Raw genomic sequence first — 21,515 nt, 5'->3', positions numbered from 1 at the left:
GTCACTCTCCCGCCGCCCGAACGACCGCACCACGCGCCATGACGAAGCCCATGGTTTCAAGGCTGCGCACGTCGGTCAGCGGATCGCCCTTCACCGCGATGATGTCGGCCGACTTGCCGGCGGCAAGCGTACCGATTTCGGCTTCGAGCCCGGCATGCGTTGCCGCCCAGACGGTCGCGGATTTGATCGTCTCCAGCGGGGTCAGCCCAGCCTTCACCATCAGCGCGAATTCACGGGCATTCTCGCCGTGCTTCGACACCGCGCTGTCGGTTCCGAACGCGATGCGGACGCCGCCCTGATGCGCGCGGCGCAGCGCGTCGACCATCAGCGGGCCGACGGTGCGTGCCTTGGCCCGGACCGCTGCCGGCATCCATTCGGCTTCCTCGGCCTGCCGCGCAACGGTGTCGCCGGCCAGCAGGGTGGGAACAAGATAGCTTCCCTTCGCCTTGAACAGCCGGATCGATTCCGCGTCGAGATAGGTACCATGTTCGACCGAATCGACGCCGGCGCGCAGAGCGGCATTCACGCCGTCGGTGCCGTGGGCATGCGCCGCGACCTTGCGGCCCAGACGATGCGCGGTGTCGACGATCGCGATCAGTTCGGCGTCGCTCATCTGCTGGCCGAGCCCGGCCGCGGTGTTCGACATCACGCCGCCGGTCGAGGCGGTCTTGATGACATCGGCGCCCTGCTGCACCGCAAGCCGCACCGCGCGCGCGCAGTCGTCGGCGCCCGAACAGAGTGTCGGCGAGCGGAACAGGTCGATGATTTCCTGACGATAGCCGTGAACGTCGCCGTGTCCGCCGTGCGCCGCGACGCCGCCCGCGGCAATGATGCGCGGCCCGACCACCTTGCCCGTGGCGGTCGCATCGCGCAGCGCGTTGATCGCCTGCGGATCGGCGCCGAGGTCGACGACGGTCGTGAACCCGGCGCGCACGGTGCGTTTGGCAAAGACGACGCCGTCGAATGCCTGATCGACCGTCGATTTGGTCACCGCGTCGAGGCGGCTCGTCGGGCTCGATTCAAAGGTCAGGTGGACGTGGCTGTCGATGAAGCCCGGCATCACGAACTGGTCGCGGAGGTCGACGACCTTGCCCTCGCCGACGAAGCCGTCGCGGATTGCGGCGATCTTGCCGCCTTCGACGACGATCGTCTTGTTCGTTTCGACCCGGCCGCTCGCCGGGTCGGCAAGCAGGCGGCCGGCATGGATGTAAGTCGCGGTCGATTCTTGCGCTACGGCCGGCTGGATCAGCGCGACCAATGCCAAACCGGCAAATATTGTCTTTTTCATTGTGCCTCTCCCTGTCCCTTTATCATTCAGCCGACTTCGCGGCCCCAGATCGCCTCGCCGCACCATGCGTTGCCGTCCACATATTCGATCGAGGGCTGGCGATCGTCCGCAAGGAAGATCGGCCCATCGAGATCGACGATGTCGCAGAGCTGTCCGACGATGAACGCAGGCGCCATCGCGAGGCTGGACCCGACCATATTGCCGACCATCACGCCCAGCCCGAGTTCGCGGGCGCGTTTGGCGATGGCGAGGCCCTCGGTCAGTCCGCCGCATTTATCGAGCTTGATATTCACGACGTCGAAGCGGTCGACCAGCCCGTCGATATCGCCAAGCGTCAGCGCGCTCTCGTCCGCCGCGATCGGGATCGGGCACTGATAGCCGGTAAGGTCGGCTTCGCGTCCGCGCGCCAGCGGCTGTTCGAGCAGTTTGACGTCGGCGGCGACCAGCGCCGCGACGAGCGCGTCGAGATCGCCGATCGCGAATCCTTGGTTGGCATCGACCCCGATCCAGCATTCGGGGCGCGCCGCACGCACCGCCTGTACGCGGGCGATATCGACGTCGAGATCGCCGGTGAGCTTGAGCTTGAGCGCGCGCGCTTGCGCATAATGGCGCGCACCCGCAGCCATCACCTCGGGATCGTCGGCGCCGAGCGTGAAGGTCGTGCGGAGCGGGCGCGGTTCGGCGAGGCCGGCGAGTTCCCAGACGGGAACGCCGCGGCGCCGGGCTTCCAATTCCCATAGCGCGCAGTCGAGGGCATTGCGGGCGCCGCCGGCGGGAAGCAGGGCCTGCAACTGCTCGCGCGTTACCCCTGCCTCGACCGCGCCGCGCACGCTTTCGATGGTGGCCGTCATCGCGGGCACGTCGTCGCCGAGATAATAGACCCCCGACGCCTCGCCGCGGCCGCTATGTTCGCCGTCCGAAAGCGTGACGAGCACGACCGGCGTGTCGGTGAAGACATGCCCCGAGATACGGAACGGCTTGGCGAGCGGGAGCGATTCAATCGCGAGATCGAGCGAGAGGGGAGCGTTGGTCGTCATCGAAATTGTCCTTCAGTCGTTCAGGGCGCTGGAGCAGCGGGCGCGAGTGCCGCCGCGATCTGCGACAAATATTTATTCCAGTCGAATGCCTGCCCCTCGGGCGTCCAGCCGAGGCGGACGATCACGGCATCTTGCGACGGGATCGCGGCGACGATCTGGAAACTATGGCCGCGCGCCATGACGGTGTCTTCGGGCAGGTCCGGGTAGAGCTTCCGGTGTTCGCCGTCAGCTTCGGCATGATTCAGCCAAAGCTGCGCGCCATAGACGGGGCGCGGCGCGGCTTTGGTCGGCGCGACCGCGAAATCGAGCCATTCCTTGGAGAGCAATTGCTTGCCCCCGGCCCGGCCCATGTTGAGATGCAGCAGCCCATAGCGCGCCCAGTCGCGCGCGGTGGCATAGGCGTAGGAGCTGCCGACCTGCACGCCGGCTTCGTCGGGTTCGATCAGCGCACTGGTCATGCCGGTCGGCTCGAACAGGCGCTTCTGCGCAAAGCGCGTCATGCCCTCCAGCGTCCCGCCGGTCGCCTGAAACACGATGCGCGACAAGATATTGGTCGTGCCCGACGAATAGCTCCAGTTCGTGCCGGGCTCATGCTGCAACGGCTTCGCCGCCGCCATCGCGCCCATGTCGCCCGCCTCGAACAGCATTTTGATCGAATCGTTGCCGGGGACATAGCTTTCGGAAAAGGTCAGGCCGCTCGACATCGTCAGCAACTGGCGCAGCGTGATCTTCGCCCGCGGATCGCCCTCGCCTTGCCATTCGGGGACGGGTGCGGGTTCGTCGAGCTTGAGCACGCCGTCATCGACCAACAGGCCGACCAGCGTTCCCATGATGCTCTTCGACGCCGACCAGCCGAGCAGTTCAGTGTTCCGGTCGAACCCCGGCGCATAGCGTTCGGCCACGATCGCCCCGCCCTGCACGACGACGATCGCGCGCGTGTCGGGATAGCCGCCCTTATTCTGTTCGTCGAAGGCGGCGCTCACCGCCTTGTCGAGCGCGACGCGGTTGAGTTTCGCCTCGGCCGCCGCTTGAAGCTTGGCCACCGGAGCATCGCCGATCGGCCAAGGCTTCGCGGCGTTCCCGCGTGTCGGCTTAAGCTTCGCCGCCTGCGCGTCGAGCGTCGCCGCCGAAACATCGCCCGTCAGCAGCGTGCAACCGGCAACGGGCCGGAACAGCGCGGTGCGCGTCGCTGCACCCGGCGCCGATGCGGTAACGGTCCGCGCGTTGCGGTCGACCGTCAGCGTCACCGCCGTCATGAACGGCGCGAACGCATGGATGTCGTCGCGCAGAACATCGGCCTCCGCGCGCTCGGCGACGAAGATGCTGGCGCACGCAATTTGCGCCGACACCGCGGTGCCAAGGTCTTCAGGCTTCGCAATCGCCGGGGCGGCGGCAAAGGCCGGCGCCGCCGCCACGAGTGCAAGACCGGTGAGGCAAAGGCTCGAAATTTTCCGGGGCATATGCTCAGACGCCGCAGCTATGCCGCAGCACTGAGCCTGCCTTGGCCCCGGTATGTTTGCCGTTCGCGATCGTGACGACGCCGTTGACGATCACCGTTTCGATCCCCGTCGGCGATGCCGTGGGCTTTTCCCAGCTTGCAACGTCATCCAGCTTGTCGAGGTCGAACACGACGATATCGGCGCGCATTCCGTCGCGGATCAGCCCGCGATCGGTCAGCCCCATGCGCTGCGCCGGCCAGCCGGTCATCTTGCGCACCGCATCCTCCAGCGACAGGATCGGGCGGCGCTTCACATATTCGGCGATGATGCGCGGGAAAGTGCCATAGGCGCGCGGGTGCGGCAGGCCGAGCGCGTCCATCTCGCCCGCCTTTTCGGAAGCCGCGGCATCGCTGCCGATGCTCACCCACGGCTGCTTGATCGCGGTTTCGATGTCCTGCTCGCTCATCATGAAATAGAGCGCGACCGAGCGGTTCGGCAGACCTTCGAGCAAGATATCCCACGCCACGTCGGCCGGGTCGCGGTTCAGCGCCTTGCCGATCTCGGCGAGGCTCTTGCCGTGATAGGGCCGGTATTTGTCGCTGAAACCGTTGGCGAGGCGCACATTGGCGAAGCCCCCCGAAGCGTGGACGAGGTTCGACCAGCCGGGCATCGAGCCTGCGGCGACTTCCTTCTTCATCCGCTCGCGCACCTTGGGATCGCGCAGCCGCTCGATCCCCTTCTGCACCCCGTCGGCCCACACCCAGCTCGGCGCGATGATTTCGAGCCCCGTGCCGCCCGCCGTATAGGGATAAAGATCCGCCGCGACATCGACGCCCCGCGCGCGCGCCGCGTTGATCGTCGCCACCGCCTGCGGCATCAGCTTGCCCCAGCTGGGAGCATAGGCAGCTTTCAGGTGGAAGATTTCGACCTTCACTCCGCCCTTTTCGCCGATCTCGATCGCTTCCTCGATCGCCTTGACGAGGCCTTCGCTCTCGTCGCGCATGTGGGTCGCATAGAAGCCGTCGCACTGCGCCGCCACCTTCGCCAGCGTGACGAGGTCAGACGTGGTCTGGAAGCTGCTCGGCGGATAGATGAGCGCGCTGGTGATGCCGAACGCACCATTTTGCATCGCGATCTTGACCTCGCGGCCCATCGCTTCGAGCTGCGCCGCGGTCGGTTGCCCGGCGCCGTCGCCCATCACCTTCACACGCGCCTGCGTCGCCGAATAATAGGTGCCGTAGTTGACCGAAATGCCCTGCTTTTCAAGCTGGCTGAAATGCGCCGGAATCTCCGCCGCCTCGGCCGGCGGACCGCCTTCGCCGGCGATTACCGTGGTCACGCCCATCAGCAGCTTGTTCTCAGCCGCGCCGTTCTTGACAAGAACACGCCCCGACTGGTCCATCATATCGATGAAGCCGGGCGAGACATAGCGGCCCTTTGCGTCGATTTCCTTGGTACCGCGTCCCGTAACGCGGCCGATCCTCACAACGCGGCCGTCCTTGACCGCGACATCGGCGCTGACCCAGGGGCTCCCCGCGCCGTCGAGCACGCGGCCGCCACGGATCACGATGTCATATTCGGGCGCCGGCGTGTTCGCAGCGAGCAGCAACGGCAGCATCGACATGGCACCTAAGAGGATCTTACGCTTCATCTTCATTCTCCCTGCCGGCAGCCGTGGGGGCTGACGGTCCTTGCTTTCATTTCTTGGCGGCCGCCTGCGCATCCGCGCGCACTTCGTCCACGACCTCGCGGACCGCGGCGATCACGACTTCGGGGCGATCGATCTGGATATAGTGGGTCGCGTCGGGCACGATCTGTTGGCGGCCGCGGGTCGAAAACGCCGCCTGCTCGGTATGGAGCGTCTTCCATTCCTGCTTGAAGCGTCCGCCCTCTTCAGCCTTCAGTCCCAGGCCTTTAAGCTGATCGGGCTTCATCGGCGCCATCGCCGTGAGCACGATCAACGGCCGGTTTCCGAAACTGTGAACCTTGCGCGCCTGATCCATCGTGCGATCGAAGCCATCGAGTTCGGAGGCCGAACCCCGTATCGAAGTACTGGCGTAGGCGGCCGATTTGGTCAGCGCGTCGCCGAGCCTCTTCGTTTCGGCCTCTGTCCGCATCTTCGGCTTTTCGCCGCGCGCAATGACGAAGCGGACGATGCCGGTCCACGCCAATGCCTTCGCCGTGTGGATCAGCGTCGATGCGCGCTTGGGATGAACGTCGATGCTCACGACTTTCCCGAGCCGCGCGATCTGGTCGGGGTGCGACGGATCGACCATCACCAGCCCGGCGACCTGTTCGCCATATTTGCCCACATATGTCCGCGTGTAGGGGCCGCCGATCGAGTGCCCGACGAGCACCAGCGGATCGGATATTCCGGCGCCCTTGAGCAGCTTGTGCAGATCCTCGGTCACCGCCGCGGCGTCCTGTGGCGTGTCCTTGGGATCGCTCCACATGATGCCCGCGCGGTCATAGGCGCAGGTGCGCGTGAAGCTGGCTATCTCGTCGTGAACCAGAGTCCAGTCGGTCGTCCCGCCGGTGCCGAGGCCCGATTCCAGGATGACCGTCGGCGATCCGGTGCCGCGGCAATCGATGTGCATCTTGCGCCCGCCGATGTCGACGAGCTTTCCAGGCGGCGGGTAGTTCGCCGCGGCATTCTTGCGCCCCAGCGCCTCGTAGATCGAACCCACGACGACGAGCAGTACCAACAATGTGAGCAGGCCCAGCAAGATGCGCTTCATCCAGCGCCGAAACCGCGCCCAGCCAGTCACTTTTGTCACGTCACATTCCCCTGCACGGCTGGTTGAAGCTGTTTTTTCTGGCTGCGAGCCAGCCGATACAGGCCGACGGTCAGCAACGGTGCGACATAGACGGCGAGGAATATCCAGGACAGAAAGCGGTAGCCGCTGGCGATCAGCGTCACCAGCCCGAAGCGGTCGGCAAGGAACATGCAGCCGATCAGCAGCGCCGCGGCGATGCCGGCTCGCGCGCGCTTGCCAAGCGGCGCGCCTCCGCGCGAACGACGTGCTGCGTCGACACGCTCGTTGATCGCATGCACCGAGCCCGCACCGCTTTCGAGCAAAGCGGCAAAAATCATGAACTGGAACAGCAAATGGAACAGCGGCATTTCGAGTTGCCGCAGCATGAAATCCGACGGCAAGGTCTCATCCATGATGCCTGGATAGAAAGCGATCATTGCGACGAAGAAGAGGATGGCAGGCGCCATCGCGAGCGGACCCGCGATCAAGCCCGAAACTACAGCATCGCGCTGGCTGGTCAGATGACGGATCACCGGCAGGATCACCACCGCGCCGATGACGTTATATCCGGTATAGGTCAGCCCGCCGAGGATCCAGCCGTCCGACGGTGCCGGAATGGCAAAACGCGCCGAGATCGCATCGCCGAAACTGCTCAGCGCAAAGACCATGAACAGCGCGTAGACGCCGTAGAGCAGGAAGGAGACATATTTGAACAGCCCCTCGACCGACGCGTTGCCGAAGGTCACGAACAGCGCGATCGATCCAGCGAGAAATGCCGTCCCCGCAAGAGGCGGCCAGCCGAAGATCGACGCGCCAATCTCGCCCGCCGCGGCGCCGAACACCGCAAGCACAAGCGTCACCAGGAGGACATAGCCGACCTCGAACAGGATCCAGCCGCGCCCCAGAAGTCCTTCAAAAAAGCTGCGGTAGTCGAACGCCCCCATCACCCGCGCGAGCGAGAAGGTCGCGGCGCAGATGACGCTCCAGAGCAGCATGGCGAGCAGCATGGCGGCCAATCCGCCCCACGGTCCGCTTGGCAGGAAAAACTCCGCAAGCTCGCGTCCGGTCGCGTATCCGCCACCGATGACAACCGCCTTGAACGCGAAACCCGGCAACAGGAAACGCTGGAACCAAGAGGATCCCGCCGCTGCTGCCGGGGTAGCCGCTGCGCTCATGCGAGGCAGCTATCCACCAGACGGGCGAAGGCTTCGCCGCCGCGGATCGGGTCGGCGACCGGCAATCCCAGCCGCTCGCTTTCGGCCGCCATCAATGCGACGGCCTCTTCCTCGCCTAGGTGCGAGGTGTTGTACGAAACACCCGCACAGCGGATCGCGGGGTTGGTCCGTGCACCCAGCCGCAGGTTGAGATCGATCGTCTCCTCGACACTCGGCAAGCGGTAGCCCGGAGAACCCAATATCTCTTCGCGGCCGGGTTCGTGACATACGATGATGACGTCGGGCTGGCTGCCATGCAGCAGGCCCAGCGATACCGCCGCATAGGCAGGGTGAAACAGTGATCCCTGCCCTTCGACGACATCCCAATGATCGTCCGCCGCGTCGGGGCTCACAGTCTCCGCCGCACCGGCCTCGAAATCCGAAACCACCGCGTCCATCGGCACGCCGCCGCCGGCGATCATGATGCCCGTCTGCCCGGTCGCGCGAAAATCGGCGTCGACGCCGCGCTCGGCGAAAGCGCGCGCAAGCGCCAGGGCCGTATATTTCTTGCCCAGCGCGCAGTCGGTTCCGACCGTGAGCAATCGCTTGCCGCTCCGCTTGCGGCCGGTGCCGACGGGGAGATTCTTGGGCGGATGGCGTACGTCGATCAGTTGGCGACCGAGACGCTCTGCCCGCGCGGCGAGTTCGGGCATATCGGCCAGCCGCATGTGCATGCCGCTGACGATATCGAGCCCCGCCTCAAGCGCTTCGAAAAGAGCCGGCATCCAGCTTTCGGGAATTACGCCGCCGCTGTTCGCGACGCCGATGAGCAGCGAGCGCGCGCCGCGTGCTTTCGCGTCAGCCGGTGCAAGTTGCTCCAGCCCTGCGCTGACCGTCGCACCCGGCAAGGCATATTCGCCGACGCATTTCTCGGGCGCCCAGTCACGAAGACCGAAAGCGGTCTTCGCATAACCGCGGATCGTCGTGTCGCCGAGGAACAGCAGATAGGGCTGCGGAAGCTGCAAGGCACCGCCAGCGACATCGAGGGAAGTTTGAATGTTCACGTCTCTCACCAAATTCCGGAGTGGCGCTGAATCGGCCGCCTTCGCGACATTGATCCTGCGATCACTCCTGTTGACCTGTTTGGGACATTATTTTCAAATTTTGATAATTGCAATATGATTGGAGAAGTTTTCTTTGCCGGCAGGCGGGACCGCTATGCCGGTCGGCCCCGCTGCCCCGGTCAGAAGCGGGTTCCAAAGCCGATCAGGTGGAAGCCTGCGCCAATCCACAGGAGCACCACGGCGCTAATCAACAGGAGCAGGCTCCAGAATTTGGCGAACCGACCGCGCTTGCCCGTCCAGACGTGCCGGATATTCCAGAGCGCGCTCACAAGGAGGCCGAGGAATATGATCGGCGTCACGACCTGGAGCGTGATCAGTGCCCAGTCCAACTCGCCGCTGACCGACGAAAAGTCCCTGAGCAGCGTGGAAACGAACAGGATCCACGCAACCATTACCGTCACGGCCAGCGCCGCGAAGCCGCGGGTCAGCCGGTAGCTTTTGAGCGCGGCAGACGGCAGATCGGCTTTCACGCCATAATAGCGACGGGCGAGCGCCGAGACGGGCCAGGCTATCGCAGTAAGCAGCAGCACGACGAGGCTGCCGAGCATCGCCGGCGTGAGCCAGGCGGCCGACAGATACCAGGGCACCCGATCGAACGCGATGTAGGGCGACGCCGAATCGACGCTGAAGCGAACGACGCGGCCATTTTCGACCTTGGCGGCGAGGCGCATCCTGCCGCCGGCCTCGCGCCACACGAACGGCGCGATTTCGACCCATTTGCGCGGTTGACCACCGATACCCGGCACCGCGTTAAGCCGGATTCCGCCGTCGCGATCGAGCGAGACCTTCGTCTGCCCGGCCAGCTCCATCGCCTTCAGGAAGCTCGTTTCCAGTCGACGGGTCTTGTTGTAAGTGCCCACCATCATGCGCGCATGTTCGCGCGCGGTCGCGGCATCGACCCGGCCGTCGCGCTGTTCGAACGGGAAATAGCGATCGGCGAACGCCTCGAACAAATAGCTGCGGATAGGGCCCGACACATTCTGCGTGCCCGCGGCATTCATCGACATATAGATGCCGACATTTTCCTCGGGGAAAATCCAGAGCTGGCTGTGGAAATTGGGGCTGTCGCCAGCGTGCGACAACGCCCTGCGACCGTTGATATTCTGCTCATAGAAACCGAGCGCCATGCCGTTGAGCGGCGGGATCAGCCGGAGGATCGTATCGTGCATTTGTGCCGCGGTTGCCGGTTTCATTAGCGGTCCGCCCTTGCCCAGATGCGCGATCATGAAGCGCCCCATGTCGGCGCCCGATGCGGTCATCGCGCCCGATGGCGCGAGGCTGCTGAGCTCGAACGGCCCCGGCTTGCCCGATCCCAGCATATAGCCGCTCGCCATCAAGGGCTGCAGCCGCGCGGGAAGCGGCTGGCGGAAAGTCGATCGCGTCATGCCCGTGGGCGCAAAAATGTGGCGCTCGACATAATCATTATAGGGGAGCCCCGACACCCGCTCGACGATATAGCCCGCCAGCGAGGTGCCATAGTTCGAATAGGCCGGCGTCGTTCCGGGCGCGTAAATGCGGTACGGCACCTGGCGCTTGAGTGCATCGCCGAGCGACGGAATCTTCTTCGGATCATAGCTGTTGAGCCCGCGCTGCACCTCGTCGAATCCCCCGGTGTGCGTCATCAGGTTGCGCATCGTGACCGGCTTGCCGCCGAAGGGCGGAATCCTGAAATCGAGATAGGTGTTGATGTCGCGGTCGAGATCGATCTTGCCCTGCTCGACGAGCTGCATCACCGCGGTCCATGTGATCAGCTTCGACACCGAGGCCTGGCGGAAGAGCGTGGTTTCGGGATCGACGCGCCGCCGCGTGCCGACGTCGGCATAGCCGAAACCCCGCTGCGTCAGCACCTTGCCGTCCTTGACGACCACCACGACCGCGCCGGCCGCGTCGCCGCGCAACAGGGCATAGGGCATATAGCCGTCGAGCCAGGCGTCGACGTCGCTCTTGACCATCGCGGGGGCGGGCAACGGACTTGGGCCGCGCAGCTTCGTCTGCGGTTTCGTGGCCGTTTGTGCGGCGGACGGGCTCACGGCTGGCGCCATCACCCCAACCAGCATCGCCGCAACCAGCATCGCGCAAGACCGTATGAACCGCATTCGTCCTCCCCTTTCGACTAGGCCACTCACCAGGCCCTGACATCGAAGTTTCACTTTTTGAAATATTTTCAATTCTTGATATAGGCATCCTGAACGGAAATTTGTCAATGGCAGACGCGACCGCGCAGCCGCGGCGCTGCAGCGCGAACAAATTTCAGAACGACGGATTTTTTCAGAAGCGGCGGCGCGAACCGATTACCGGGCGCGCGGCGCTAGGCGATCATTCGGTTTCGACCGGATGAAGTACCGACTTCAGATCGGCATCGGTTGCCGAACAGACCGACAGGATACGGCACGGCCCCTCCCCCACAGCGACATAACCATGCCCCATCGACGCGTCGAAATAGGCCGAATCACCCGTCTTCAGGCGCGACGGTGCGTACATGTCGGTGTGAAACTCGCATTCGCCTTCGAGCACGAGGACATATTCCTCACCCGAGTGGCGCATCAGATCTCCGAAATCGTCGATCGACCGCACCTTGATGTCGATGATCATCGGATTGAGCGTCTTGTTGAGCAGATCCGCCGACGGATAAGTATAGTTGTACGTCGCCGTCTTGATCGAGGGCCCCTCTCCGGCGGGCGTGATGCTGCGTCGACCGGTGGCGGTATGCGTGGCGGCCGGGACCGACGTCGCGGCGGCGAAAAGCTGCGTGATATCGATTTCGAGACCTTGGCTCAGACGAAGCAGCTTTTCATAGCTGAGCGACATCTTCCCGGTTTCAATCTTTGACAAAGTTGAAACCGGGATGCGCGTGCGTTCACTCACCTCGGCAAGCGTCCAGCCCTTTTCGATCCGCAGTTCGCGAAGGAATACGCCCGGATTGCCGTCGACGGCGGTCCGCCGATCGCCGGTGGTCGGAATGGGCTGGCGCATTGCCGGCATCTGTGTCCCTTCGATCTTTTTTCTCATCTAGCATATATTTGCGCATTTTTCGCATCGATCAAGCCGGACTGCACAATCTGTTGGAACAATCGGCAAAGAAAATTTGCGTATCGGATAGGGCCGGGACGATTGCACATAGGATATCGCGTCGCCACTGATGCGGCGATTCGCTGGGATGACAGGATGACCAACAAGCTATCCATTCGCATTTCTCCGGAGTTTACGAGCTTCGTCGGCCGCGGCCCCTGCGATGCCGCGTTCCTGCCGCCGGACGCCCTCATCTTCGGCTTTGGCGACATTGGCGAGCCCGCGGTTTCGATGCTTCTACCCGCCGACGTCTCGGGACCCGCCGACGATCATCTGGTCGTGCTCGCGATCAGCCGCGCGGCGTGCGACCGCCTGTTCGCGCTCCGTCCCAAGGCGGATGGGCGCTGGTATCTTCCCGCCAGTCTTCGCGGTCTCGGCCGTGCGGTGGTCGCCGTCGAAGGCGATAGCGAAGTCGACGACATGTTGCGGAGCGCGCGCAGCCAGGAATTGCTCTGCCAGCTTTTCGCCGAACTTGCCGCCGACCGCATGGTCGAGGTGGGCGGCCGCACGTCGCTGAGCGAACTCGACATCACCCGCGTCGCGGCCGCGCATCAGTTGGTCAACGAAAAATGGCAGGAAAAGCTGACCGTCGGCAATGTCGCGCGGCGTTGTGGGCTCAGCAAGGCGAAGCTGACGCGGGGTTTTCGCGAACTTTACCAATGCAGCGTCGCCGAGGCGGTGAGCGAGCGGAGGCTGCAACGCGCGCGCCAGTTGCTCGCGCAGAGCGATCTTCCGATATCGAGCATCGGGTATAATTGCGGCTATATGAGCAACGCGAGCTTCACGCGCGCCTTTGCCCGCCGCTTCGGCATGGCGCCGACCAAGATGCGCGGGCGCGAAGCAACGGCCTGAACCTGACGAACGCCCTCTGCCGCGGATTGCATCCCCGCAGCGGTTGTTCCGCCAAGGCCCAATTCGGAAAGCGATCGCAAACTTTGGAACGAAGGCTTCGTCGCCCGCGATAATGGGCAGTCACGGACGATTGGCCAGCCGTTACCGGATATGTTAAACTGCGCCCAACGCTGCGTAACAACCACGAGGTTGATTATGACGGACGATTGGCGAGTGGATGACCTGGCGCTGTGCATCAGCCGGCACGAGCGCTACCCGCCCGAGGTGCGCCCGGGCGCCGTTTTCACAGTGCGGACCGTGTGGACGGATATGCCCGACCTTGTCGGCGGACAATCGGGAACCGCGTTGAAGTTCCGAGATGTCCCCGACCTCGGCCCCCGCGCCGCCTATTGCGCGCGCCGCTTTCGCAAGATCACGCCGGGCGCACCCGACGATTTCGATGCCGAAGTGATCGACCTGCTCGCAGGAGCCGGGGGCATCGGCCGTTAATCGCAGTTTTGCGTGAAAGCGGCGTGTTGATCGATTTACCCGATAAGTGTGCCCGGAAAATTGGGGTTGAGTGCGTGCGCCAGTCCGCATAGCTGGCGCCCTGCAAATCATTTTGCAGTGCAGCAATCAAAGGAAACACTCTCCCTTGGGTATCATCGGAAGCTCGATCAAGCCGTTCAACGCCACTTCGTACCATCAGGGCAAGTTCGTCCCCGTGACGGACGCCGATACCGCGGGCAAGTGGGCGGTCTTCTTCTTCTATCCGGCCGACTTCACCTTCGTCTGCCCGACCGAGCTCGAAGACCTCGCCGACCAATATGCGACGCTTCAGGGCCTCGGCGTCGAAGTCTATTCGGTGTCGACCGACACCCATTTCAGCCACAAGGCATGGCACGACAGCTCGCCGGCAATCGGCAAGATCAACTATCACATGCTGGGCGACCAGAACCACGTTCTCGCCAATAATTTCGGCGTGCTGCGTGAAGATTCGGGCCTCGCCGACCGCGCGACCTTCGTCGTCGATCCCGACGGCGTGATCCAGGTGATGGAAATCACCAGCGAAGGCGTCGGCCGCAACGCCGAGGAACTCGTCCGCAAGATCAAGGCGGCGGTCTATGTCCGCGCCAACCCCGGCCAGGTCTGCCCGGCGAAGTGGGAAGAAGGCGCCGAAACGCTCGCTCCCTCGATCGAACTCGTCGGCAAGATCTAAGCCGACCGATTTGCAGGACCGGGCGGGCGGCGCTCGCCCGGTCTTCGCATTCTAAAAAAACAAGATTCTGACGCCGCCCCCCCACGGCGAACCCTTGCTCCTGTCCGAAAGGCTCTCCCCATGCCGATGCTCGACGCCAACACGACCGCCCAGCTCAAAACCTATCTCGGCAACCTTCGCCGTCCGATCGAGTTGGTCGCGAGCCTCGATGCCTCGCCCAAATCGGCAGAGATGCGCGCGCTTGTCGAAGAGGTCGCGGCGCAGTCGGACCTCGTCACCGCGCGTTTCGATGGCGACGACGCGCGGAGGCCCTCCTTCGCGATCCGTGCCGATGAGGGCCGCGCCGAAGCCGTGTTCGCGGGACTGCCGATGGGGCATGAATTCACCTCGCTGATCCTCGCGCTGCTTCACGTCGGAGGTCACCCGCCGAAGGAAGAGGCCGAACTGCTTGACGCCGTGCGTGCGCTGGAAGGCGATTTCGTCTTCGAAACCTTCTTCTCGCTGTCATGCCAGAATTGCCCCGACGTCGTGCAGGCGCTCAACATCATGGCCGCGCTGAACCCGAACATCCGCCACACCGCGATCGACGGCGCGCTGTTTCAGGACGAGGTCGAGCGCCGCAAGGTCATGGCGGTTCCGGCGGTGTTCCTGAACGGCGAACCCTTCGGGCAAGGCCGCATGGACCTCGCACAGATCGTCGCCAAGCTCGACACCGGCGCCGTCGCGCGCGCCGCCGAGAAGATCGCCGCAAAGGAGCCGTTCGACGTGCTCGTCGTCGGCGGTGGGCCCGGCGGCGCCGCAGCCGCCATCTATGCCGCACGCAAAGGCATCCGCACCGGCATCGTCGCCGAACGCTTCGGCGGACAAGTGCTCGACACGCTGGGAATCGAGAATTTCATTTCGGTCCAGCACACCGAGGGTCCGAAGCTCGCCGCGCAACTGGAAGCACATGTGAAGGATTATGACGTCGACGTCATGAATGTTCAGGAAGCCGCAGAGTTGATCCCCGGCGGTGCGAACGGCCTGCACGAAGTGAAGCTGAAGAGCGGCGCGAGCGTGAAGGGCAAGACCGTGATCCTGTCGACCGGCGCGCGCTGGCGCCAGATGGGCGTCCCGGGCGAAGCCGAATATCGCAACAAGGGCGTGGCCTATTGCCCGCATTGCGACGGTCCGCTGTTCAAGGGTAAGCGCGTCGCGGTGATCGGCGGCGGAAATTCGGGTGTCGAGGCGGCGATCGATCTGGCCGGACTCGTCGCGCATGTGACGTTGATCGAGTTCGACGGCCAACTTCGCGCCGACGCGGTGCTCCAGACGAAGCTCCGCAGCCTGCCGAACGTCACGATCATTACGTCGGCGCTCACCACCGAGGTGCTCGGCAATGGCGAAAAGGTCGTCGGCCTGCGCTATCGCGACCGCAACAAGGATGAGGAGCACCTCGTCGAACTCGACGGCATCTTCGTCCAGATCGGCCTCATTCCGAACACCGAATGGCTGGGCAGCGCCGTGGCGCTCAGCGACCGTGGCGAGATCGAGGTCGACGCGCGCGGCGCGACGAGCCAGCCCGGCATCTTCGCCGCCGGCGACGTGACGACCGTGCCCTATAAGCAGATCGTCATAGCGATGGGCGAAGGATCGAAGGCCGGACTTTCGGCGTTCGACCACCTTATCCGGGCCTGAGCAACGTCGGCCGGGCATCCGATGCCCGGCCGCCTGCCTCATCTCACCGCATTCGCAACCATTTGTTAACCCTCGTGGCGCAGGTTTTGCGCGGGGGGCACACAAAGCGGCGCCAGCCGCGCGAATGGAGAGTTCGCGGTGCTCGAATATCATGGAAGGCCGTCCTCGGTCATGGGGCCGCTGGGGCCATTGACGATCGACGACTTGCCGTCGTCCGCCACGACCTATTGGGTCAGCCGCCGCAAGGCCGAAGTGCTGGCTGCGATCGATGGCGGATTGCTGAGTCTGCAGGACGCCCGCGAAAGATACCGGCTGAGCTCCGAGGAAATCGCCGACTGGCGGCGATCGCTCGATCGTGCCGGACTTCCCGGCCTTCGCGTCACCAAACTCAAACGGTATCGGAGCCAGACGATCGGTTGATCGATCAATAACCGAGTAGCGCCCCGGATCGGGCCCACCCGGACGCGAAGCCGGAGCAGAGGATTTACCGGCGGGTCGGCCATCACCTGCCTTCGGACCGCTTCCGCACCGCGTCGAAGTCGTGGCGGACGAGTAGTTCGCCATTCCGCCATACCGGCACCAGCAGATCTTCGCCCACCGCGACGCTGTCGAGCCGCGCTGCGGCCATCCGGCCGTCCTTCAGCACGACGGCCTGCCGTCCGGCCTTGCTCGCCTTGCCCGGATCGGTACTCGGCATCTTGAAGACATCGTGCCACACGCCGTCGCTGCCCAGCATCGCATTCGCCTTCATCGCGAAGCGCAGCGTGTCGCGGTTGACGTGCTGCAGCATCCCGCCGCCCATGCCGAAAGCGATATTGTCGATCGCGAAACCTTCCTCGATCATCCGCTGAACAAGCCGGCCGATGCTGTCGACGGTCATTCCGTCGCCCTGGATCACGCGGACATGCGGATCGAGGACGCGATAGCCCTTGCCGTTCACATGGCCGCCAAACTTTTCCCACAGCGTTTTCACCGTGCGCAGCGGCGTTTCGATCGGATCGCCGCTGTCGGGCCGTACGACCAGCGTGCCCGCGCGCCCCAGCACCTTCTCGCGCAAGCTGCCGCCCCAGATGTCGGTGACCGCCGTATCGAGATCATAGCTGTCGGAGACGACCGCGACGATGCGTCCCTCGCCTTCGAACCGGTCGAGCATGTTGCGATAGGCATCCTCTTCACGGTCGCGGCCCCAGCTCGTCATTGTACTGTGCTCGGCGGCGGGAATAGAAAAGCCCGCCATGTCGGCGCCATAGTAGCGCCGCGCCGCGACCAGCGCCTCCATCGTGTCGGTGCCCTGGAAATTGACGAGATGTGCGAGCCCACCCAGACCCGCACTTTCGGCGGAAGAAACCCCGCGCGCGCCGAAATCGTGGAGCTTGAAGGGAAGCTGGCCCTCCACATCGTCGGACGTCTTTTCGAGCCCCGCGCGGATCACCTGTTTGCACTTCCAGCTCAGCGTCGCGACCGTCGTCGGATACCAGATCGCACGCAGCATTGCCGTCTCTATGAAGGTCGTCAGCCAGGGCATGCGCGGGTCGGTATTTTCGAGCTGTACCAGCGGCACGCCCGCGGGCACGATCGCGCCTTCGGGCAGCGCCTTGATCTCCAGCGGCAGATAACCGCCATGATCGGCGACGATCGCCTCCCACCCCGCACGGTTGAACGGAACGCCGTGCGCGATGCAGATCGCCTCGGCCTCGTCGATATCCGCCGCGTTGATCGGCTGGCTGAAATAGTCGACCAGCAGCGGCTGGAGACCCAGAAAGACAATCTCTTCGGAAAAGGGGTTTGGCCGCGCCTCGACATAGGCGCTGATTACGCGCGCCTCGGGCGGATATTGCAGAAAGTGGCTCTGCTTGTAGCTGTCGGTCGCCAGGATCAGGTTTTTCATGATGTGAACTCCTCACATTCGCTTGGGTTCGGCAGGACTCCCCTGCCGCGGATTACAGGTCGGCCATTTCTTCGATGATCGACCAATGGTCTTCGAAAAACATCTCGGGGCTGAGATCGCCGAGCCGGTACCAGCGCGCATGCGCTGCATCGTCGCCGCCCTTCACAGCGAACAGTTTGCGACGCTCCGGCAGGCGGAACAGATAGGCGTGGGTGATCACCCGGCCGCGCAAGGACCGGTTCGGCGCATCGAACACGCGTGTGCGATGATCCTCGATGAAGCTGCCCAGCATTGCGGGCGGGATCTGCCCCTTGCCGTCGCTTATCCCCGTCTCCTCGCGCAGTTCGCGGATCGCGGCGTCGCGGATGCGCTCGCCCGCATCGACGAAGCCGCCAGGCAGCGCGAGCAGCCCCTTGCCAGGCAGTCGTCCGCGTTCGACGAGCAATATATGCCCCGACTGCACGACCACCGCGTCGGCGGTGACGAACGGCCCTTTGCCCCATTGCGCGGGATATGCCGCAAGATATTCGCTCTCTTCGAGCAGCGTGCGGAACGTCTCGCCGAGCTTGAACGCATCGAGCCAGGCCGCGACGTCGGCCGTCAGGATCGATGCCGGCATTTCGGGGATGCGCTGGAAATAGCGCCGCCGCACGTCGGTCGAGCTGAAGGTGCCATATTGGCTGTCGATCTGGATATTGTCCCACTCGGGAAACAGGCGGAGATAATAGGAAGAGGCGTCCTTGCCATAGCCCGTCAGCGCAACCTTAAAGTCGGAAAGCCCGTGACTGCCAAAGCCGTGGCCGTTCCCGACGTCGAGGATGATGCGGTTCACGCGGCGCTGCACCTCGGTCACCCAGGCGGTGTCCGAATAGAGATGATCGTCGAGCGGTTCGACGATCAGCCGTTCCTCGGCCATTTCGTGACGAAAGGCGGCGCGCAGCATCGCGGCCCGCTCGTCGAAGGTGAAGGGATTGCGTGGGTCGCGCGCGACGTTCGCCGAACCGACGAGGATGATCAGCCGGCCGACCTGTTCCAACGCCTGCCGGATGACATGCTCATGCCCGATATGCAGCGGCTGAAAGCGTCCGATGAAGACACCGAAATCTGCCTTTTCCATCACGCGAGACTCCCTCGACCTGAATTTCATGTGCCGGACTCCCCGGCACGACTCACTTATATGCATTTGACATATATCTAGTCAAGATATAAGTTTGCGCCATGTCCGAAACCTATGATCCTGCGGCTTTCCCGCCTCTCGCGGTTACCGTCGACCTTGTCCTGATGACGGTCGCGAACGGCGATTTGAGGGTTTTGCTGCAACGACGCGGTGAAGCACCGCACAAAGGCGTTCACGCGCTTCCAGGCGGTTTCGTCGGGGTGGCGGAAAGCCTCGACGACGCGGCAAAGCGCATCCTTGCCGACAAGGCGGGCCTTTCGGATGCCTGGCTGGAACAGCTTTACAGCTTTGGCGATCCGGCCCGCGACCCCCGGATGCGGATCGTCACCATCGCTTATTTTGCTCTGCTTCCCGCCGACGAACTCGCGGCTGCCTTGCCGGGCCGGGACGATCTGATGCTGGCGCCCATCGACGCCATCCCGAAACTTGCCTTCGACCATGATGCGATCGTCGATCATGCCGTAACGCGCCTGCGCGGCAAGCTGGACTATTCCCCAATTGCCTTTGCGCTCCTTCCGCAGCGCTTCACGCTTCGCGCCCTGCAGGACGTTCACGAGGCGATCCTCGGCATTCAGCTCAACAAGCCGGCCTTCCGTCGCCGCATGCTCGACAAGGGCTGGATCGAAGGCACGGGCGAGCGCGAAGCAGGCGGCGCCTTTCGCCCCGCGGAACTGTTCCGGGTCAAGTCCTGAGGCGTCAGCGCGGCGACGAATTCTGCCCCGAACGGTGCGAAAGCATCGCCATCGTCAGCACCGCGCCTATGCTCGACAGGCCCAGCCATTCCAGCGTTCCGACTGCCCATCCGAAACGATATCCGGCGAGCAGATATGCGAGGGCCAGGATCGCGACACCGCACCAGCGTGCAAAATCCGTCGTCCGTTCGGAAAGCTTGCGGCCGATCAGATCGCGTTGATGCCGCGCGCGCGAAACGCACAGAAGCGCGAAGCCCAGGGTCGCAAGGAACAGGAGCAGCAAATGGGTCATGCGGCTTCGGTCACCGGCGACCCGGCCGTGCGCTTGCGCACGCCCGCCTTCGGGCTTGTCGCGCGGCGTTTCGCCTTCGCGGCTGCCCAGCCAAAGCCGGCCGCGACCAACAGCATCGACAGGTCGAAACCGGCAAAGACCATGTCGCCGTTGGCCAAGCTGGCGATCAGCGAGCGATCGGTCGTGAGCGCGCTGACGACCGGCACCAATGCGAATGCAGCGGCGGTCACCGCGAGAACCTCGATCCACGCGCGCGCCGATGGACGGACCGCCGCCCAGACGAATACGCCGCCCCATGCGATGAAAAGTGCGGCGATCTCACGATCGCTTCGCCCTGCCCCCTCGACGGGCAAAAGGCGGTTGGCGAGGAAATAGATGGCCATCCCGAGGGGCAGTCCGCCAATCGCGCCGATGTTAAGTTTTTCGACAAGGCGAAATCCGAAATGCGGCCGATCGGGATCGGGCAGCTTTGCGCGCCGCTTGACCGTCCACAGGATCAGGCCCGAGGCGACCATGACGCAGCCCGCAACGCCCGATAGGAAATAGAGGGTGCGCAGCACCCCGCTGGCGAAGCGGCCAGCGTGCAGGCCGATCATAGTGCCTTCGGTCGCCGTCGCGGCGCCCGACGGATTGTGCGCGGAAATCAGCTTCCCGGTCACGCCGTCGAACGTCATGGACCGCGGCCGGACCGACATGCTCGCGTCGGGGGCGGTCGACACGATGACTTGTGCCGTCCGGTCGCCTGGATTGAGGATGCGCACGCTTCCGGCGCCGGCGCCCCATGTGCGCTCGGCGTGCTCGACCAGCGGCGCGACAGCGATCAGCGGCGCTGGCCCTACCTTTTCGGCGGGAGCCGGCCAAGGAAAGGTCGCCTCGAAGAATTTCTCTTCGTTCGCATAGTTGGCGGCGATCCCCCACGGCATATAGTGCGTCGCAAGGCTTACCAGGCCGGTATAGGTGATCATCAGGATGAACGGCAGGAACAGCACGCTCGACGCGTTATGGGCATCGAGCCAACTCCGCTGGCCCTTGCCTAGACGAAGCAGGAAGAAGTCGGCGATGATCTTCTTGTGCGTGACGATGCCAGAGAAGATCGCAACGAGCATCGCCATCGCAGCGATCCCAACGATCCAACGGGCCCAGTACCAGTTGATATAATGAAGGTTGTAGTGGAAGCGGTAGAGGAAATCCCCGCCTGCTGTTTCGCGTGCGTCCGCCTTACGTCCGGCCCCGTCGAGGCGTGCATCTGTCGGCGCATCCGCCGGTGCATCGGGGCCGTTGACCCAATAGAGTTGCAGGCCCGCGGCGCGCTTGCCCGCTGAATACACCGACCATTCGCTGGCCCCCGGTACTTCGCGTTCGAGCCAACGCGTCGCCGCGGCGAAGCGTGTCGGGCCGTCCGCTGGAACGCTGCGGATCTCGGGCGTCATCCACGCGGTAATCTCTTCCTGAAAATAGGAGGAGGTACCCGTGACGAAGATCGCAAAAAGCAGCCAGCCGAGCAACAACCCGGTCCAGGTGTGAAGCCACGCCATCGATTGCCGAAAGCCGTTCTTCACAGGCGGCCTCCCCAGTCAATAAGGCACCAGTCGGCCAGCGCCGCAATCACGCCAGTCGCGATCAACCCGGCCCACAGCCGCGAAACCGAGCGTACGGCGAATGCGGTCATCGCAAGGCCGGCGAAGATAAGGAAGGACATCAGCGTCGCACCTACCGACGCCTGCTGGGCGCCGCCGGGCAAAAGCCGCGCGATCAGCATGGTCAGCGCACTGGTCACCGCATAGTTGAGCGGCACCGCAGCCAGCACACGTGCCGCAATATCGCGCCACCTTCCACCGTGTAAAATATCAACCGCCCTGCTCATGGCGTCCC

Annotated in this window: 20 protein-coding genes; 6 read left to right on the top strand and 14 right to left on the bottom strand. The window is 64.1% G+C overall.

Going from position 1 to position 21,515, the window contains the following annotated elements; all coding sequences use genetic code 11:
• Position 1: 1 nt before the first annotated feature.
• From KEC45_RS04830 to KEC45_RS04790, 9 genes are all read right to left on the bottom strand, one after another.
• Positions 2-1,288 carry an amidohydrolase family protein gene (locus KEC45_RS04830; protein WP_252171566.1) on the bottom strand — a complete coding sequence of 429 codons (1,287 nt, stop codon included), beginning with the start codon at positions 1,286-1,288 and terminating at the stop codon, positions 2-4.
• A gap of 26 nt (positions 1,289-1,314) precedes the next feature.
• Positions 1,315-2,325 (bottom strand): dipeptide epimerase, encoded by a 1,011-nt coding sequence (locus tag KEC45_RS04825; RefSeq protein ID WP_252171565.1) that lies wholly within the window; start codon positions 2,323-2,325, stop codon positions 1,315-1,317.
• Between the two features lie 20 nt (positions 2,326-2,345).
• Complete coding sequence (locus KEC45_RS04820) at positions 2,346-3,785, bottom strand: serine hydrolase (protein WP_252171564.1); 1,440 nt, start codon at positions 3,783-3,785, stop codon at positions 2,346-2,348.
• Positions 3,786-3,789: 4 nt separating this feature from the next.
• Positions 3,790-5,415, bottom strand: coding sequence for an amidohydrolase family protein (locus KEC45_RS04815; RefSeq protein ID WP_252171563.1), 1,626 nt, complete (start codon positions 5,413-5,415; stop codon positions 3,790-3,792).
• Between the two features lie 46 nt (positions 5,416-5,461).
• Positions 5,462-6,541, bottom strand: coding sequence for an alpha/beta hydrolase (locus KEC45_RS04810; protein WP_252171562.1), 1,080 nt, complete (start codon positions 6,539-6,541; stop codon positions 5,462-5,464).
• Positions 6,538-7,695 carry a hypothetical protein gene (locus KEC45_RS04805; protein WP_252171561.1) on the bottom strand — a complete coding sequence of 386 codons (1,158 nt, stop codon included), beginning with the start codon at positions 7,693-7,695 and terminating at the stop codon, positions 6,538-6,540. Before KEC45_RS04805 ends, KEC45_RS04810 begins: the two co-directional genes overlap by 4 nt.
• Positions 7,692-8,738 (bottom strand): DUF1611 domain-containing protein, encoded by a 1,047-nt coding sequence (locus KEC45_RS04800; RefSeq protein WP_238586688.1) that lies wholly within the window; start codon positions 8,736-8,738, stop codon positions 7,692-7,694. The genes KEC45_RS04805 and KEC45_RS04800 overlap by 4 nt, the downstream gene beginning before the upstream one ends.
• Before the next feature lie 179 nt (positions 8,739-8,917).
• Positions 8,918-10,894, bottom strand: a complete 1,977-nt coding sequence (locus KEC45_RS04795; protein WP_252171560.1) for a serine hydrolase — start codon at positions 10,892-10,894, stop codon at positions 8,918-8,920.
• A 220-nt stretch (positions 10,895-11,114) separates the two neighbouring features.
• Positions 11,115-11,807, bottom strand: a complete 693-nt coding sequence (locus KEC45_RS04790) for a helix-turn-helix domain-containing protein (protein ID WP_083435839.1) — start codon at positions 11,805-11,807, stop codon at positions 11,115-11,117.
• 156 nt (positions 11,808-11,963) lie between these two features.
• On the opposite strand from KEC45_RS04790, the gene KEC45_RS04785 reads away from it, so the two are divergent.
• From KEC45_RS04785 to KEC45_RS04765, 5 genes are all read left to right on the top strand, one after another.
• Positions 11,964-12,719 (top strand): helix-turn-helix transcriptional regulator, encoded by a 756-nt coding sequence (locus tag KEC45_RS04785; RefSeq protein ID WP_152682392.1) that lies wholly within the window; start codon positions 11,964-11,966, stop codon positions 12,717-12,719.
• 195 nt (positions 12,720-12,914) lie between these two features.
• The gene (locus KEC45_RS04780; protein ID WP_152682393.1) at positions 12,915-13,208 is read left to right on the top strand and encodes a hypothetical protein; all 294 of its coding nucleotides are present in this window, start codon (positions 12,915-12,917) and stop codon (positions 13,206-13,208) included.
• Between the two features lie 145 nt (positions 13,209-13,353).
• The gene (ahpC, locus tag KEC45_RS04775; protein WP_062182425.1) at positions 13,354-13,917 is read left to right on the top strand and encodes an alkyl hydroperoxide reductase subunit C; all 564 of its coding nucleotides are present in this window, start codon (positions 13,354-13,356) and stop codon (positions 13,915-13,917) included.
• A 126-nt stretch (positions 13,918-14,043) separates the two neighbouring features.
• Entirely contained in the window at positions 14,044-15,594 is a 1,551-nt protein-coding gene (ahpF, locus tag KEC45_RS04770) for an alkyl hydroperoxide reductase subunit F (RefSeq protein ID WP_062184150.1), read from the top strand.
• 171 nt (positions 15,595-15,765) lie between these two features.
• Entirely contained in the window at positions 15,766-16,014 is a 249-nt protein-coding gene (locus KEC45_RS04765; protein ID WP_062182428.1) for a DUF1153 domain-containing protein, read from the top strand.
• Positions 16,015-16,096: 82 nt separating this feature from the next.
• Here KEC45_RS04765 and KEC45_RS04760 read toward each other — a convergent pair whose 3' ends face one another.
• Both KEC45_RS04760 and KEC45_RS04755 read right to left on the bottom strand, forming a co-directional pair.
• The gene (locus KEC45_RS04760; protein WP_062182430.1) at positions 16,097-17,482 is read right to left on the bottom strand and encodes a nicotinate phosphoribosyltransferase; all 1,386 of its coding nucleotides are present in this window, start codon (positions 17,480-17,482) and stop codon (positions 16,097-16,099) included.
• Between the two features lie 52 nt (positions 17,483-17,534).
• The gene (locus KEC45_RS04755) at positions 17,535-18,599 is read right to left on the bottom strand and encodes a bifunctional nicotinamide-nucleotide adenylyltransferase/Nudix hydroxylase (protein ID WP_252172018.1); all 1,065 of its coding nucleotides are present in this window, start codon (positions 18,597-18,599) and stop codon (positions 17,535-17,537) included.
• 101 nt (positions 18,600-18,700) lie between these two features.
• On the opposite strand from KEC45_RS04755, the gene KEC45_RS04750 reads away from it, so the two are divergent.
• A complete protein-coding gene (locus tag KEC45_RS04750; protein ID WP_062182436.1) occupies positions 18,701-19,351 on the top strand; it encodes an NUDIX domain-containing protein in 651 nt (216 codons plus the stop codon).
• A 4-nt stretch (positions 19,352-19,355) separates the two neighbouring features.
• Here KEC45_RS04750 and KEC45_RS04745 read toward each other — a convergent pair whose 3' ends face one another.
• From KEC45_RS04745 to KEC45_RS04735, 3 genes are read right to left on the bottom strand one after another with little or no spacing between them, the layout of a single operon-like run.
• Positions 19,356-19,643 (bottom strand): DUF3325 domain-containing protein, encoded by a 288-nt coding sequence (locus KEC45_RS04745; protein ID WP_062182439.1) that lies wholly within the window; start codon positions 19,641-19,643, stop codon positions 19,356-19,358.
• The gene (locus tag KEC45_RS04740; protein WP_062182442.1) at positions 19,640-21,202 is read right to left on the bottom strand and encodes a PepSY domain-containing protein; all 1,563 of its coding nucleotides are present in this window, start codon (positions 21,200-21,202) and stop codon (positions 19,640-19,642) included. The genes KEC45_RS04745 and KEC45_RS04740 overlap by 4 nt, the downstream gene beginning before the upstream one ends.
• Complete coding sequence (locus KEC45_RS04735) at positions 21,199-21,507, bottom strand: hypothetical protein (protein ID WP_252171559.1); 309 nt, start codon at positions 21,505-21,507, stop codon at positions 21,199-21,201. The genes KEC45_RS04740 and KEC45_RS04735 overlap by 4 nt, the downstream gene beginning before the upstream one ends.
• Positions 21,508-21,515: the final 8 nt, after the last annotated feature.

It is taken from the genome of Sphingopyxis sp. USTB-05, from assembly GCF_023822045.1.
Taxonomy (GTDB): domain Bacteria; phylum Pseudomonadota; class Alphaproteobacteria; order Sphingomonadales; family Sphingomonadaceae; genus Sphingopyxis.
The sequence above is the reverse complement of the archived record's forward strand: the minus strand, read 5'-3'. Positions and strand labels throughout refer to the sequence as shown.

Coding starts and splice junctions, on each gene's coding strand:
- KEC45_RS04830 (WP_252171566.1), bottom strand. CDS start 1,288: ATGAAAAAGACAATATTTGCCGGTTTGGCATTGGTCGCGCTGATCCAG.
- KEC45_RS04825 (WP_252171565.1), bottom strand. CDS start 2,325: ATGACGACCAACGCTCCCCTCTCGCTCGATCTCGCGATTGAATCGCTC.
- KEC45_RS04820 (WP_252171564.1), bottom strand. CDS start 3,785: ATGCCCCGGAAAATTTCGAGCCTTTGCCTCACCGGTCTTGCACTCGTG.
- KEC45_RS04815 (WP_252171563.1), bottom strand. CDS start 5,415: ATGAAGCGTAAGATCCTCTTAGGTGCCATGTCGATGCTGCCGTTGCTG.
- KEC45_RS04805 (WP_252171561.1), bottom strand. CDS start 7,695: ATGAGCGCAGCGGCTACCCCGGCAGCAGCGGCGGGATCCTCTTGGTTC.
- KEC45_RS04795 (WP_252171560.1), bottom strand. CDS start 10,894: ATGCGGTTCATACGGTCTTGCGCGATGCTGGTTGCGGCGATGCTGGTT.
- KEC45_RS04790 (WP_083435839.1), bottom strand. CDS start 11,807: ATGAGAAAAAAGATCGAAGGGACACAGATGCCGGCAATGCGCCAGCCC.
- KEC45_RS04785 (WP_152682392.1), top strand. CDS start 11,964: ATGACCAACAAGCTATCCATTCGCATTTCTCCGGAGTTTACGAGCTTC.
- KEC45_RS04780 (WP_152682393.1), top strand. CDS start 12,915: ATGACGGACGATTGGCGAGTGGATGACCTGGCGCTGTGCATCAGCCGG.
- ahpF (WP_062184150.1), top strand. CDS start 14,044: ATGCTCGACGCCAACACGACCGCCCAGCTCAAAACCTATCTCGGCAAC.
- KEC45_RS04765 (WP_062182428.1), top strand. CDS start 15,766: ATGGGGCCGCTGGGGCCATTGACGATCGACGACTTGCCGTCGTCCGCC.
- KEC45_RS04760 (WP_062182430.1), bottom strand. CDS start 17,482: ATGAAAAACCTGATCCTGGCGACCGACAGCTACAAGCAGAGCCACTTT.
- KEC45_RS04755 (WP_252172018.1), bottom strand. CDS start 18,599: ATGGAAAAGGCAGATTTCGGTGTCTTCATCGGACGCTTTCAGCCGCTG.
- KEC45_RS04750 (WP_062182436.1), top strand. CDS start 18,701: ATGTCCGAAACCTATGATCCTGCGGCTTTCCCGCCTCTCGCGGTTACC.
- KEC45_RS04745 (WP_062182439.1), bottom strand. CDS start 19,643: ATGACCCATTTGCTGCTCCTGTTCCTTGCGACCCTGGGCTTCGCGCTT.
- KEC45_RS04735 (WP_252171559.1), bottom strand. CDS start 21,507: ATGAGCAGGGCGGTTGATATTTTACACGGTGGAAGGTGGCGCGATATT.